Here is a 13,399-nt window from a genome sequence, read left to right on the forward strand (position 1 = left end):
CCCCCTATCTAAACTTGATTTCAAACTTGTTGTCAGAGAGGTTTGAAACTTTATTTATATCTTTATTCCCTATAATATCAATTGTCCATCGAGCTTTAGACTCTTGCGCACTAGTAGAATAATTTCTCAAATTTATAATTTTTCCGTCATACTTAGCGTAGTACACAACACCTTTTGCGTTTCTCACCTCGATAAGAGGTATGCCTCCAGTAATTGATTGTGCATAAGTATAGATATCTTTCTCATTAAGTGCTTCTGAAGCAAAAACTTTTGTTGTTCCTTTCCTGTTACTTCCTCCATCGCCCAACACTTGTGCTATGGACTTGCCAAAAATATTAATATTACCATCTGGTTGTGATTTATCGAAGAGTTTAACTAACTGGCTAGTATTAACTTTCTGAATATCACGTACATAATCTGCTGTTTTCGTTGACAAACCGGTACCTGCAGCCGTTTCGCCTTTAATAAATCCGGCAACAGGCTGAATATTTAGTGTTTTTGTTATATTCAGTTCATCGTAGGCCTTCACTAACTGCTGTGAAAGCTTTTTCAGGCTGTCTTCAGTTTTACCCAGAATCAATGTGCTGCCGGTCGTTACAGCGCCTGTACCAATGATGGCCTCTGGTGCCACAATATCTGCCGCATAAATACCCGCCTGATTCAGGCAGAGCGCAGGATTTGTTTTACAACCGGCGATGACCAATCTTGCCGCCAGAACCAGCTCGGGGGCCGCACCTACCAGGGTCATCCCACCTGCGGTCAGTGCCATACCTCCACCGCTTGCAGCTGCCACGATAATCGCCGCTTCCCGCCGGGCCTGAACGCGTTTAGCTGCTTCCTTATCCCCTTTATCTGCCGCCAGAATATCCCGCTGATTATCCAGGGCATACTGTTGCAACATATGCTCCGTCATATTGTAACGGTAAACATTTTGCGCGCTGTCCGCACCGCTGTATGCGCCTTCGGGCGTATGCGTGGTCAGCGCGCCGGTCAACGCGCCAATCACGCGGGCCGTTTGCTCTTTTGCCTCATTACCGTTTAGCGCTTCCTGCAGACGTTGCAACTGGCGCTCTTGCTCATTCAGATTAGCGGGTTCGAACAGCGTGCTCTGCATCACGACGCCGGCCAGTTCCGCCGCCAGGGCGCCAGCGGCCGCGCCTTTACCATCACCCCGCCCGATTTCCGCGCTGATGCCAGCAAGGACCGCATGGCTGACCGATTTTCCGGCCACGCCTAACACTTCACCGTTGTCCCCAATCAGCCCTGCGCCTTCGGCCTGAACCTGATTACCAATATTTGATAACAGCGCATTGACCAGATTGTCCTTAAAGCTGCCGCCATTGATGCCGGTGTTCAGGCTGGAGCTGATAACCGACTGCCCGGCCACACGCTGGACAACCTTGCTCCACCCCTCATCCTTTGTCAGAGCCGGCAGACGCGCCTTGTCCGGCGACACACTGACGTTCATCACCTCATCGAATCCGGCCAGCGCCCCGCCTATAGCCATGGAGGTGGCCAGCGATTTGACCGAACTGCTGCTTCCCAGTGCAGACAGGGTTTTGGACAGATTACCCTGGTTTTCAACCAGCGCGACGGCAGCCTGGGAAACCAGGGATGTCATACCCGCATAGGCTGAGCCATACACTGCCGCGGAAGCCGTTGCACCCGTGACGCCGGTTGCCGTAATCGCGCCGCTTCCAGCCAAAGCAGCGAGCCCCGTTCCGGCAGTCACTGCAGCAGCCGCTATCGCAATCACCGCGGCGACAGCCGGATTCAGGCTCTGGCTTTTATAGTTCCAGCTGTCGTAGGCATCCTTGACCACGTTCCACTGTACGTCATTGCGGGTGTTCAACCCATTTAGCCATTCGGTACCCGGCTGAACGCCGAGTGCGGTAATGGCTCCCTGCAGCGCCTGACCATTTTTGGTTTTAACATCAGCACTGATGCCGCCTGCCGCATCCACCGTCAGCATACCGCCGGCGTAAACGGAAGGCAGGACCCATTTCCCTTCGCTGTAGCCCTTATTTGCCTGTTTAATATAAAAGCCTTTCGAGGTGCTGACGGTCTGCTCGAAGGTCGTATTCTTTACTGCCAGGAAATTGACTTTTCCGTTGGTACTGGTCAGCGTCGCATTTTTCCCCGCCTCGATTTTACTGGCTTCATAGGTACTGTCATCCCGGCTCAGCAGGCTGAGGTTGCCCCCGGCAGTAAACTCGGTCACCCGGTTGGTGGTCGTGTGCTTCGTCTGTTAACAGTCTTGCCCAGTAATGAGCACCGGAGCATGCTTCCATCCCGATAACACAAGGAGGTAAACCTGCAATCAGCTCAGGAAGTGCAGCACGCGATACTTTGGGTTTAACCAGAACAGTTCTGCCATTTTGGTCAACGCAGTGAACAGCGAACACATTTTTATCAAGATCGATACCGACAGTAGTGATGGTCATAACGAATCCCTCTGGGCTATGTTTACCTCATGATTGCACAATGTTTAATCAGGAGCATATCCAGGGGAAGTCCCTTCCATTCGGTAAGCCTGCTTGTTGAACAGACTTACCTATAGCAATAGGATGTACTCCCGCGCTATACGGCATTTTCTGGGGTTTTGACCTTAATCGGATAACCTAAATACGATAACCGCTGACGCAAAATCAATCGGTTACGAATTGTGGTTGGTTAAATAATGCGCTTAACATACAAAAATTTCAGATCTCCAAACTGACCCCTATTATCGAGTTCGGTGACCGCCTGAGCGATCACCTTTAATACATTGGCAGTTACACAGAATTACTGACAGGCTCCTGAGATAATACACCTAAGTCCAATCCTGGTAACCGTTTTCGTGAATCCAGACAATACCCGCTGGGCAGTTTTCACTTAAAAACCAAAATCCTTCAAATGCATCACAATCCATATCATCCTCAGTTTTGGGAAATGCCATTTCAAAAGCTTCGATCTGTTTGTCGATGCTTCCTGAGAGGAACTTTCCATGGCGAGCAAGTTTGATCTCACCATCCTCCAGCAAACGCCTAATAAACCAGATATAAAGCGATTTTTCTTCTTTATAAGTTAGCTTATAGACGCCATCAACACTTTCGGGGTCGATATTTTTCCATAGCATGGTAGTAGAAGCTCCTCGAAGAAACTCTTTCCTTTCCTGGTATTGTTTTTCGGTTAAATACGTCACCTTACATCCTCTCCTATCTAAATTTTACTTCAAATCTGTTTAATGATGTTTTGGAGGCAGCTTTAATATCGGGATTACCAATGATATCAATTGTCCACCTTGCTCCTGTTTTCTCTGCGGAAGCTGAAAACTCTCGAAGATTGATTGTTTGATTATCGTTTATTTTTGCATACATCAGCCTACCGTCTGGAAGAATCTGCTCTTTAAATGGTATTCCACCAGTTAGAGATGTAGCAAAGCTAATAATTTCATCCTCAGTTAATTTTTCTGAAGCAAAAACTTTAGTTTTACCTCTGGTATCACTCCCTCCAGGCCCCAAAACTTGTTGTAACGACTTCCCAAAAACATTTAATTCAGCGTTAGGGTTTTGTTTGTTAAAAATACTTACTAGTTTGGCAGTGTTATCTTTTTGCAGGCTTTTGACATAATCTGCCGTTTTCGTTGACAAACCGGTACCTGCAACCGTTTCGCCTTTAATAAATCCGGCAACAGGCTGAATATTTAGTGTTTTTGTTATATTCAGTTCATCGTAGGCCTTCACTAACTGCTGTGAAAGCTTTTTCAGGCTGTCTTCAGTTTTACCCAGAATCAATGTGCTGCCGGTCGTTACAGCGCCTGTACCAATGATGGCCTCTGGTGCCACAATATCTGCCGCATAAATACCCGCCTGATTCAGGCAGAGCGCAGGATTTGTTTTACAACCGGCGATGACCAATCTTGCCGCCAGAACCAGCTCGGGGGCCGCACCTACCAGGGTCATCCCACCTGCGGTCAGTGCCATACCTCCACCGCTTGCAGCTGCCACGATAATCGCCGCTTCCCGCCGGGCCTGAACGCGTTTAGCTGCTTCCTTATCCCCTTTATCTGCCGCCAGAATATCCCGCTGATTATCCAGGGCATACTGTTGCAACATATGCTCCGTCATATTGTAACGGTAAACATTTTGCGCGCTGTCCGCACCGCTGTATGCGCCTTCGGGCGTATGCGTGGTCAGCGCGCCGGTCAACGCGCCAATCACGCGGGCCGTTTGCTCTTTTGCCTCATTACCGTTTAGCGCTTCCTGCAGACGTTGCAACTGGCGCTCTTGCTCATTCAGATTAGCGGGTTCGAACAGCGTGCTCTGCATCACGACGCCGGCCAGTTCCGCCGCCAGGGCGCCAGCGGCCGCGCCTTTACCATCACCCCGCCCGATTTCCGCGCTGATGCCAGCAAGGACCGCATGGCTGACCGATTTTCCGGCCACGCCTAACACTTCACCGTTGTCCCCAATCAGCCCTGCGCCTTCGGCCTGAACCTGATTACCAATATTTGATAACAGCGCATTGACCAGATTGTCCTTAAAGCTGCCGCCATTGATGCCGGTGTTCAGGCTGGAGCTGATAACCGACTGCCCGGCCACACGCTGGACAACCTTGCTCCACCCCTCATCCTTTGTCAGAGCCGGCAGACGCGCCTTGTCCGGCGACACACTGACGTTCATCACCTCATCGAATCCGGCCAGCGCCCCGCCTATAGCCATGGAGGTGGCCAGCGATTTGACCGAACTGCTGCTTCCCAGTGCAGACAGGGTTTTGGACAGATTACCCTGGTTTTCAACCAGCGCGACGGCAGCCTGGGAAACCAGGGATGTCATACCCGCATAGGCTGAGCCATACACTGCCGCGGAAGCCGTTGCACCCGTGACGCCGGTTGCCGTAATCGCGCCGCTTCCAGCCAAAGCAGCGAGCCCCGTTCCGGCAGTCACTGCAGCAGCCGCTATCGCAATCACCGCGGCGACAGCCGGATTCAGGCTCTGGCTTTTATAGTTCCAGCTGTCGTAGGCATCCTTGACCACGTTCCACTGTACGTCATTGCGGGTGTTCAACCCATTTAGCCATTCGGTACCCGGCTGAACGCCGAGTGCGGTAATGGCTCCCTGCAGCGCCTGACCATTTTTGGTTTTAACATCAGCACTGATGCCGCCTGCCGCATCCACCGTCAGCATACCGCCGGCGTAAACGGAAGGCAGGACCCATTTCCCTTCGCTGTAGCCCTTATTTGCCTGTTTAATATAAAAGCCTTTCGAGGTGCTGACGGTCTGCTCGAAGGTCGTATTCTTTACTGCCAGGAAATTGACTTTTCCGTTGGTACTGGTCAGCGTCGCATTTTTCCCCGCCTCGATTTTACTGGCTTCATAGGTACTGTCATCGCGACTCAGCAGGTTAAGATTGCCTCCGGCAGTAAACTCCGTCACCCGATTGGTGGTCGTATGCTTTGTCTGCTTAACCGTGGTTTTCTGTCCCCACCATTTCCGTTTGGTGGTTTGTTTCTCATAATGGCTGGACTCTTCCATCGCCTGCGCATAGAGCCAGCCACCTTTCGCCGCCACGTCCATCGTGCCTTTCGCCAGCAGGCGCGATGCCTGGAACAGGATACTGCCGCCAGAAATCACCGTCAGGGCACCGCCCGCATTCAGCGTCACTCCGGTCTGGCTGACGGTTTCCGTCCAGCTGTTACCAGATTCACGATAAACGGTTCCCCGCGCGGACTGAAATTGCATATTTCCGCCGGAGGTCAGCGTGATATTGCCATCCGATGTCAGGGTACTGCCGTTAGCCTGAATACCGCCGTTTGCCGCCAGAGTGATGCCCTTCACGCCCTGAAGACGGGTCAGGACATTCAACTCATCCCGGTTGTTGTCATTGCCGCTGTCCGTCACGCCATAGCCGTAGGCTCCCAGCCAGATAAGTCTCCCTGCCTGGAGGGTCGCCGTTTTCCCGGCCGAAATATCCGCTCCCTGTAGGCCGATATCCGCCGCTGAACTGATCAGCAGGTTACCTCCGGCTTTCAGATGGCTGCGTAACTCGGGTATCCGGTTGTCCGGGAAAAAATCGCTGTAACGGCCGCTGAAACTCCGCATATTCAGGTCCGTATTTGCGGCTGACGTAAGACTGATATTGCCCCCGGCATCAAGACTTGCGCCATTGAGGTTCAGGTGCTTGCCGCTGAGCGTAATATCCCCGGAAGCACGCAGCGGCTCTCCGGGCAGCATCCGGTTAAACAGTTCCTGTTTGCGGGCCTGGGTCAGGACGACGCCTGGCTGTTCATGGCCCAGCATCGCTTCATTTTTATCCAGGGTGATATCACCATTCGCAACCAGAGAAATATTCTGACTCTGAACCGGAAGGCGCGTATTTCTCAGCAGAATATTCCCACCCGCAGAAATTGACAGATCACGACTGGCTTCAATGCTCCCTAGCCAACGCACACCATCTGCATGGAAATAGTTCGGTTGTTCACTGGTATGCGAGTTCACGTCGCCATTGCGGCTGACGAGAGTGATATTCTGTCCCTTAAGTTCACTCTGCCAGGACTCCACCGCGCCACCCGCCACTACGGAGAGATCCTTCCCGGCCGTCAATAGTGCCAGTGCGACCTTGATACCTTTTTCTGACTGAAGGGTGATATCTCCCGCGGCTTTCATCACATCGGTGGTGATAATTTGCCCTGCATGCAAGAAAATGTTTTTCGCCGTAATGGTATCCGGGCGCGACATCACTCCGGAATACTGCACACTGGTATCATAGGGTTCATTACTTTCGATACGATCAGAAAAGTCAGCCACAAAATTTCCACCAGCAATGACTTTACTGGCTAAATGACTTTGCGGGCTCCAGCTATATCCTTTTTCACCACTATCAAGATAGCTCATCGGAGGATAAGGCCAGCCCAGCTGATCATATTGCTTATAGGCTTCAGTATCCGGAATGAATTTATTGAATCGTTCTTTGATCCCTACAGGATAGCTACTGGAAACAAACGTTTTCCCTGTCAGGATGATGTCGCCCTTGGCTTTAAGGATACTGGCATCGTTCAGTAACAAATCAGCATTAATGAAGCTGTTTTTACCCGAGTCAATAACTGCCTCAGGCGTACTCATTTTAACAAAGGTACGAGTACGTTCATCTGGTATCCATCGATCGATATTTCGGGTGACGTATGTGCCAGACCCAGTAGATTGTCTGCCGTCAGACGGGCATTCATCTGCCCGCTGCCGGTGCTTTTCTGACCACTGTTATCTGCGCCCACATCCAGACTGACGGGAAAACGCTGACTGACCGGTACCAGCTCTACCCGGGAAAATCCCTCCCGGCTCCCCGGCAGAATATCAACGGTCAGTGACCGGGAGTTCAGACGGTTGAGCTGTTCCAGCCCCTGTTCAGTGTCGCGGAGATTCAGTATTTGTCCTTCCGCCCGGGGAAAGACCATTCTGAGGGCATTTTCCTGATGACCATCCAGCGTGAGGGTTTCCACCTTCCCTTCCGTGACGGCAATGACCAGGGTGCCTCCGGAAATATCCTGTTCCGGCAACCAGGCGCGTGAGGTGATAAATCCCCGGGAAAGGTAATCCTGGGTGACATCCCGGACCCGCTGCCGGATATCCTGGAGGGTCATACATCCTTCCGCCGGTAGCCTTATCAGTTTACGTTGTGCAGATAGCGGGAGAGCCGTGACGTTCTCCAGTTGGATATACCGGAGTTCAAAGCACGGCCCGGCCGCTTCAGGAGGGGGAGTTTCCGGCAGTGAGGGGGCGGGAGTGGAATAGCGGAGCATGTCGCGCTGCTGTTGCGTCTGCTCCAGTAAAGCCTTCTTTTGCTGCTCAATAGCATTCTGGTCAGCAGGGCTCAGTGTGGCTGCCGACAGGCCTGCGGATATCATACCAGCCAGCAGAAGCCCAAACCTGGCAGAGGATAAACACGACATCAAAAACTCCGTTTTCTGAAATGTTGTGAAATCTAATGTAATTGTTTGTAATTAAATATCCATTAAAATATCACAATTTAATGAGAACTATTGTCATTTCTCGTAGCGCAGGGATGCCGCCAGGCGGCATAAAAGGCGGTGCACCGGATGAAAATAGGCCTCAGAAGTCAGTCCGCCGAAGCCCGGCGTAGCCGGCTACGATTTGACAGGTTCTGCCAATCCCTATCCCCGCCCTGATAAGCCATACCCACTGATAACGCATCAGGAGCTGCTGTACGCGGTCGGAGTGGTCCCGGCAAGGCGATAGCCGCAGTCGGGGCGTATCTCCGCGTTAGCGGGCCGCAGGGCCGCTTACGAGCGTGTACCAGACAACTGACCGCAGCTCCACCCACAGCGATGAAGAAGAATAGTTACAACACCCATCATTAAAAGCGACACTACTCCCGGCCTTCGGCCGGGGGCGGCGGCGCTTTTCAGTGGTGGGGAGGGGCTCCTGGCCAGCAAACCGGCGCCGGTTTAATGATGGATTTCCTTTTGAATGCTGTAACTAATTTAATTTTCCGGCGGGGGCCCGTCGCGAAGCGATGGGAGCTCTCTCTGATGTTGCCGAACCGGCGCGACCGTCAGGTCGCTGCAAGGGCGGACATTATCCTGAGCCTGTCAACAGGGCAGGCGATGAACAGGTTATGGGTTTACAGGATTTATTAAAGGATCTTTAAAAGAGATACAGAGCTGATGTTTAAAAGGAACCACGCGCCCTGAAAGACCGACGGCATGTGCTTTGTGCGTATCACGGTTGTAACCTAATGAAATACTCCCTTGCACTTATATGTGGATAACAGAAATCGGCCGTCAGAAGTGACGCCGGCGATAACATTTAAGGCCACGTTGACGCCAGGAAGACCGGAATTATGGTGAGGAAAGCAGGCCTGAAGATAAGATAATACGTAGTAGCCGGCCAACAGGCGTGCGAAAGCCTCCGGCGCCGGCCGGATTTTTTAAGGAAGGTAATGTTATATGGGGACAGTGGCCAGTCGCGTGTAGTTGTTCCCGCGCGACAGCAGCATGCGCTCCTGCACACGACGCTCAACCTCACGCTTGAGCGCTTCATGATCGCCCCTGAAGCGGCCGGTGGCATACTCCCGGGTCAGTTGCTGACGCACGCGCGTCTCGATATCCTTACGCTGCCGTGAAGCATCCCGCCTGGCGGTTGCCCGCTTCCGGCCGTGACTTTTGCGTTCAGACTGGTAGCTGCGAAAACGTTCACGCACGAACCGCCACGCTTTAGCGATCAGTTCGTCCATCTCCAGCGGTTTCAGTTTCTGCTTTTTGCGCTGCAGGTTTTCCCATTCCACACGGCTGCGGCGCGCGGCCACCACAGCAACTTCAGAAACGTCGAGCGCGGAAAACAGGGCCGGGGTGAACGTGATATCGGTCGGGATGTTACAACCAATCTGCGGGTCATATTCCGTCTGATAGGTGATCAGCCCCAGCTCGGCCAGAAACTTCAGCGCCCGGGTAGCACGACTGACTGACAGGTTGCCGATCCTGGACTCGGTGGCCAGTCCACACTCGATGGCCATATTGGTAATCGAGCGCTGCACGCGATTGGCCAGCGGATCATAGTGAAAACACATTGCCTGCAGTAGCGCGTCAATTGCACGCCGGCGCAACAATGGTGGCATCCGGTGACGCTTACCCAGCGAACGCAAAAACGCCACATGGATGGAAAAATCAAAACGAGACGTGAAGCCTTCGGCTTTCGCCATCAGCTTACGGCAGAACGGCAGAGTCTTTTTCCCTTCACGCGGCGTGAATGCCGGATTCGGGTTTTTAACCTGTGAATAGTGGTTTTGAAGGAGATCAGTCACCGCTTCCTGCGCTTATGTTGCGCGGAAGGAGTGAGCACAGAAGGTCTTGAACTTTTCTGAGCATAAATCTATACTCCCTGCATAGAGCAACAATCTCTATGCAGTTTTAAGTGAGCCCCGGTAATCTTCTCCAGTCGCCAAACTTAGTGAGGATTATCGGGGTTTTTGCTTTCTGATTCCGGGGTTATACCTCAGCAGAACCACTTCCCTGCCACTTTAAGGCGTGGCCAACCAGCAATGTCTAAACGATCAGTAATCTAGCACTCATAGCCAACCGGATCAAGAATGTGAATTTTTACACATCGATTCCACGGCGCTCTGCTTCAAGTTTAATCAGTTTTTCAATCATTTGAGCCTGCGTAATTCCTTCCTCCTCAGCAAACTGAGCCAGTTTCTCTTTTAACGGAATCTGAATGAGCGCATGTATAGATTTATGGGTATTACTACGCCTCGCCAGGGAAGCCTTCTGGCGTTCGTTCGCTGATACCGGGTTTCCTTTCCGATATGGACGTTTAGGTTTTTGTGAGGAAGTAATTACGTTTACGACCTGTGACATCTCTGCCTCCTCAAGCATCTGACTGAATACTTGAACAAAGATACTACAGGAACCGTAGGTCGGCGAAGACTAAATTACAAAATGAAAGATAACGTTGTTGGCGCAGCGGTATCTTTCAGTAGATTGAAATGTTGATTTAGAAGAAAAACTTAATATGATCCCGACCAGTCCCTCCCCATCTCCCACCGGGACTGCCAGTGCTTCAGGTAGGTCTCAGCCAGCGCAGGGTAATCCCGGATGACCAGGGCATTTTCGGAGTTGCTGTTCGCCGCAGCGCGGGAATAGTTGAACGACCCCGTTTCCACGTTTCGGCCGTCAGTGATGATCACCTTGTCGTGCATGATTTTAAACTGGCTGACGGTTCGTACAGGAATACCGGCATTGGCCAGCAGATTCATCGCCGCCACACCTGCACTCCCTTTCGCGCTGTTGGCTTTCCAGTCAAGTACCACTCTGACATCGATACCCCGCTGTTTCGCCTGGATCAGTGCTCGCGTTACTTCCGGTGAAGTGAAGCTGTAGCCCATCAAGCGAATACTTTGCTGCGCAGTAACGATCGTATTCAGTACCAGCTGCAGCGCCGACCCTTCAGGAGAAAACCCCGCCTGTACAGTTGGCTGAGCCATCACCCCACCGGAAGCGAACAAAGTCACTGCCAGAAAACCAGACAATACTGAGTATTTCATTATTTATTTCCCCTGTGCTTTATTGATTGCCTGCTGAATATTCTCTGCTTCTGTCATCCCGGAAAAGACGGTGGTGTTATCCTCTGTCGCTCCATTGAGCGGCATAATAATTACACCCGGCGTGCCGGTTAAGCCTGTTGTTGTGGCGATCTGATTTATATTCTTCAACGTATTATTGATTGCTTCAATGGTGTGTTGATTAAAATTTATTTTCCCGGATTGTTTTTCAATAATCTCCTGCGTGAGTCTGCCTTCATTCAGCCCGGTACCATAGATATTATTATGATACGTTAAATATGCTTCTGCCCCCTTCTCTTTCCAGACCTGCAGACCAGTCTTCGCAGCGAGCAGTGATTCCGGCCAGCGGCTGCCAAACACTGGCCACTCCATGAAGTAATACCGCACGTTCGTGTTAGCCTTCATGACTTTTTCCAGTTCTGGTGCCAGTCTGCTGCACCAGATGCACTGATAGTCGAAGAACTCGACGACCATGACCGTCCCTTCAGCGGGTCCCCATGATGGGATGTTTTTATCAGACAGAATTCTGGCTTGTTGTGCCAGCGCAGCTGATTTCAACTCGCGACTTTCCCTTTCCTGCTGTTCTGCCTGCAGCTTTTCGCTCATCTGAATAAGAATATCAGGATGCGCACGCATATAATCTGCTGCAATTTCACCAATTCTTTTTTCCTGCTCCGGGGTGAATACAGAAGAATGTTCACTGGCCTGGCCCAGGGTAGAGGTTAACATATAAGAGGAGACAGCCACCGCAATTAAAGCAGTTTTGATATTCATAGATATCCTTGTTAAATAATAAAGGAAGAAATACAAATATTATCACCCTGCCAGCATTATTAAATAACACTGGCAGTGTTGAAGGGGATAAACAGATAAAGTAAGAGGCTTTAAATAAAATTAAACCATATCGCTCTGAATTCTTGCCTGCTGCCGGCGCTGCTTTTCCATTCTCAGCTTCGCATACTGCTCTTCATCCGGAGTCACGACACTCACCGGAGTACCATTTAAGTCAACGCGTTCAGCACCGGCGATCATCGATGACAGGTATTGTTCAGAGCGAGTAATCCGTTTCAGACATTTAATGACCTGCTTATGGGACAGCGGTATCCCGCGGGAAGCTATATCGTTAAATATGGTTTCGCGGATCCCCGTCGCAAGCAGACGTGGCTTATCACCATCAAAAAGTGCGGGCCACCAGGGTTGCAGGGTATCAATGGCCACCTGCAACGCCGGCAAGCGAAGGTAACGAATTTTCCTGTTGGTTTTTTCTGGGTTAGCGGGTTCAGGCGGAACAGGTTTAGCCGAAGCGATCTGCTCCGCTTTCCTGGCCAGCTTCTCTTTTTTGACTTTCCATGCCGGCGGCGTGGTGACATTAACCACTTGCTTGCGCCTGACAATGCGTGGGCTTTCAGGCTCAGTACCAGTCGACTGTTCTGCTGGCTTTTTTTTCAGACTGAGCGTGGGTCGTTTTTCTTCCGTCATAGGTTGAGGTATTCCTGCAGTTAACACAAGGCCAGTAAGATACGCCAGGTTGCCGGCCGGATCATCCTCCCTGCAGGCAACCGGCTAATCTCTGGCTCGTTATGCAGCCACAATCCCCAGCACTGCCAGATGAACAGCATAGAACAATACAAAAAAATGGGGTGGCCAGAACCGTTTAACCTGTTTCCCGATATCAGAGCACACACTCACGACAAGAAGGGCGATCGCCAGACCAGCAACAGACTGCCCGGCATCATGAAGATTCAACAGCAGGACCATTACCGCCCACAGTAAAGCATAGCCCGTTCTTTCCACCGCTTCCGTGGCGCGGCACAGCCGGTAACTGTTGATCAGCATAAAGACGCCAGCCAGGCCATAGCTGTCCGCGGACAACGGCACCCAGGCGATCACAATAGCGATAGCCAGAAGCATATCGTTACGGGTCCGTAAGCTGAACCAGCGCATCGCCTGCCCCGTGACAGCGAATGAAAAAAGGATATTGCCCATGTACCAGGGATAGCCCACCAGGATAAACGCCCCCTGAGCGATCATCGCCCAGCACCAGAGATGATTCAGCTGCGACTGGCGGATTTCCTGGTGCCTGGCCAGGTTCATTCCCCACACCAGTCCGAACAGTGGAAAACAACCGCGTCCCAGCAGGCGCATCACTTCATTGTTTCCGGCCAGCAGTAAGCCAGTGTGGTCTATCACCATCAGTACCAGTGCGACCGTTTTAATCATATCCGTTTGTCCCGGTGTCCAGGTCAGCAGGCGCTGAAGCCAGCTGTCTGTCGCGCCAAGAAATGTGTGTTGTGCTCTCATGTTTTTTTCCTTTTAGCGCTCTGGCAGACTGCCCGATTTT

The 13,399-nt window shown here is 51.6% G+C and carries 9 protein-coding genes and 4 pseudogenes; all 13 read right to left on the reverse strand.

What is annotated here, in order from left to right:
* Positions 1-4 precede the first annotated feature (4 nt).
* A pseudogene (locus AC3EMD_RS27765) lies at positions 5-2,248 on the reverse strand (DUF637 domain-containing protein); the annotation flags it as partial.
* A pseudogene (locus AC3EMD_RS27770) lies at positions 2,235-2,444 on the reverse strand (IS110 family transposase); the annotation flags it as partial. The pseudogenes AC3EMD_RS27770 and AC3EMD_RS27765, both read right to left, overlap by 14 nt.
* A 368-nt stretch (positions 2,445-2,812) precedes the next feature.
* Positions 2,813-3,118, reverse strand: coding sequence for a DUF596 domain-containing protein (locus tag AC3EMD_RS27775; protein ID WP_049011000.1), 306 nt, complete (start codon positions 3,116-3,118; stop codon positions 2,813-2,815).
* 79 nt (positions 3,119-3,197) lie between these two features.
* A pseudogene (locus tag AC3EMD_RS27780) lies at positions 3,198-6,806 on the reverse strand (DUF637 domain-containing protein); the annotation flags it as partial.
* A gap of 293 nt (positions 6,807-7,099) precedes the next feature.
* Positions 7,100-7,927: a POTRA domain-containing protein gene (locus tag AC3EMD_RS27785; RefSeq protein ID WP_367187631.1), complete on the reverse strand. Its 828-nt coding sequence runs from the start codon at positions 7,925-7,927 to the stop codon at positions 7,100-7,102.
* A 167-nt stretch (positions 7,928-8,094) separates the two neighbouring features.
* A pseudogene (locus AC3EMD_RS27790) lies at positions 8,095-8,366 on the reverse strand (hypothetical protein); the annotation flags it as partial.
* Between the two features lie 574 nt (positions 8,367-8,940).
* Positions 8,941-9,798: an incFII family plasmid replication initiator RepA gene (repA, locus tag AC3EMD_RS27795; protein ID WP_047665800.1), complete on the reverse strand. Its 858-nt coding sequence runs from the start codon at positions 9,796-9,798 to the stop codon at positions 8,941-8,943.
* Positions 9,791-9,862 (reverse strand): RepA leader peptide Tap, encoded by a 72-nt coding sequence (tap, locus tag AC3EMD_RS27800; RefSeq protein WP_071786674.1) that lies wholly within the window; start codon positions 9,860-9,862, stop codon positions 9,791-9,793. Before tap ends, repA begins: the two co-directional genes overlap by 8 nt.
* Positions 9,863-10,093: 231 nt before the next feature.
* Positions 10,094-10,354 (reverse strand): replication regulatory protein RepA, encoded by a 261-nt coding sequence (locus AC3EMD_RS27805; protein ID WP_047665801.1) that lies wholly within the window; start codon positions 10,352-10,354, stop codon positions 10,094-10,096.
* Positions 10,355-10,503: 149 nt separating this feature from the next.
* Positions 10,504-11,040 (reverse strand): phospholipase D family nuclease, encoded by a 537-nt coding sequence (locus AC3EMD_RS27810; protein ID WP_047665802.1) that lies wholly within the window; start codon positions 11,038-11,040, stop codon positions 10,504-10,506.
* 3 nt (positions 11,041-11,043) lie between these two features.
* Complete coding sequence (locus tag AC3EMD_RS27815) at positions 11,044-11,832, reverse strand: DsbA family protein (RefSeq protein WP_047665803.1); 789 nt, start codon at positions 11,830-11,832, stop codon at positions 11,044-11,046.
* A 120-nt stretch (positions 11,833-11,952) separates the two neighbouring features.
* Positions 11,953-12,537 (reverse strand): fertility inhibition protein FinO, encoded by a 585-nt coding sequence (locus AC3EMD_RS27820; protein WP_016528909.1) that lies wholly within the window; start codon positions 12,535-12,537, stop codon positions 11,953-11,955.
* 99 nt (positions 12,538-12,636) lie between these two features.
* On the reverse strand, positions 12,637-13,359 hold the full coding sequence (traX, locus tag AC3EMD_RS27825) for a type-F conjugative transfer system pilin acetylase TraX (RefSeq protein WP_023320111.1): 723 nt from the start codon (positions 13,357-13,359) through the stop codon (positions 12,637-12,639).
* Between the last annotated feature and the right edge of the window lie 40 nt (positions 13,360-13,399).

This window comes from Klebsiella sp. PK18 (assembly GCF_057784655.1).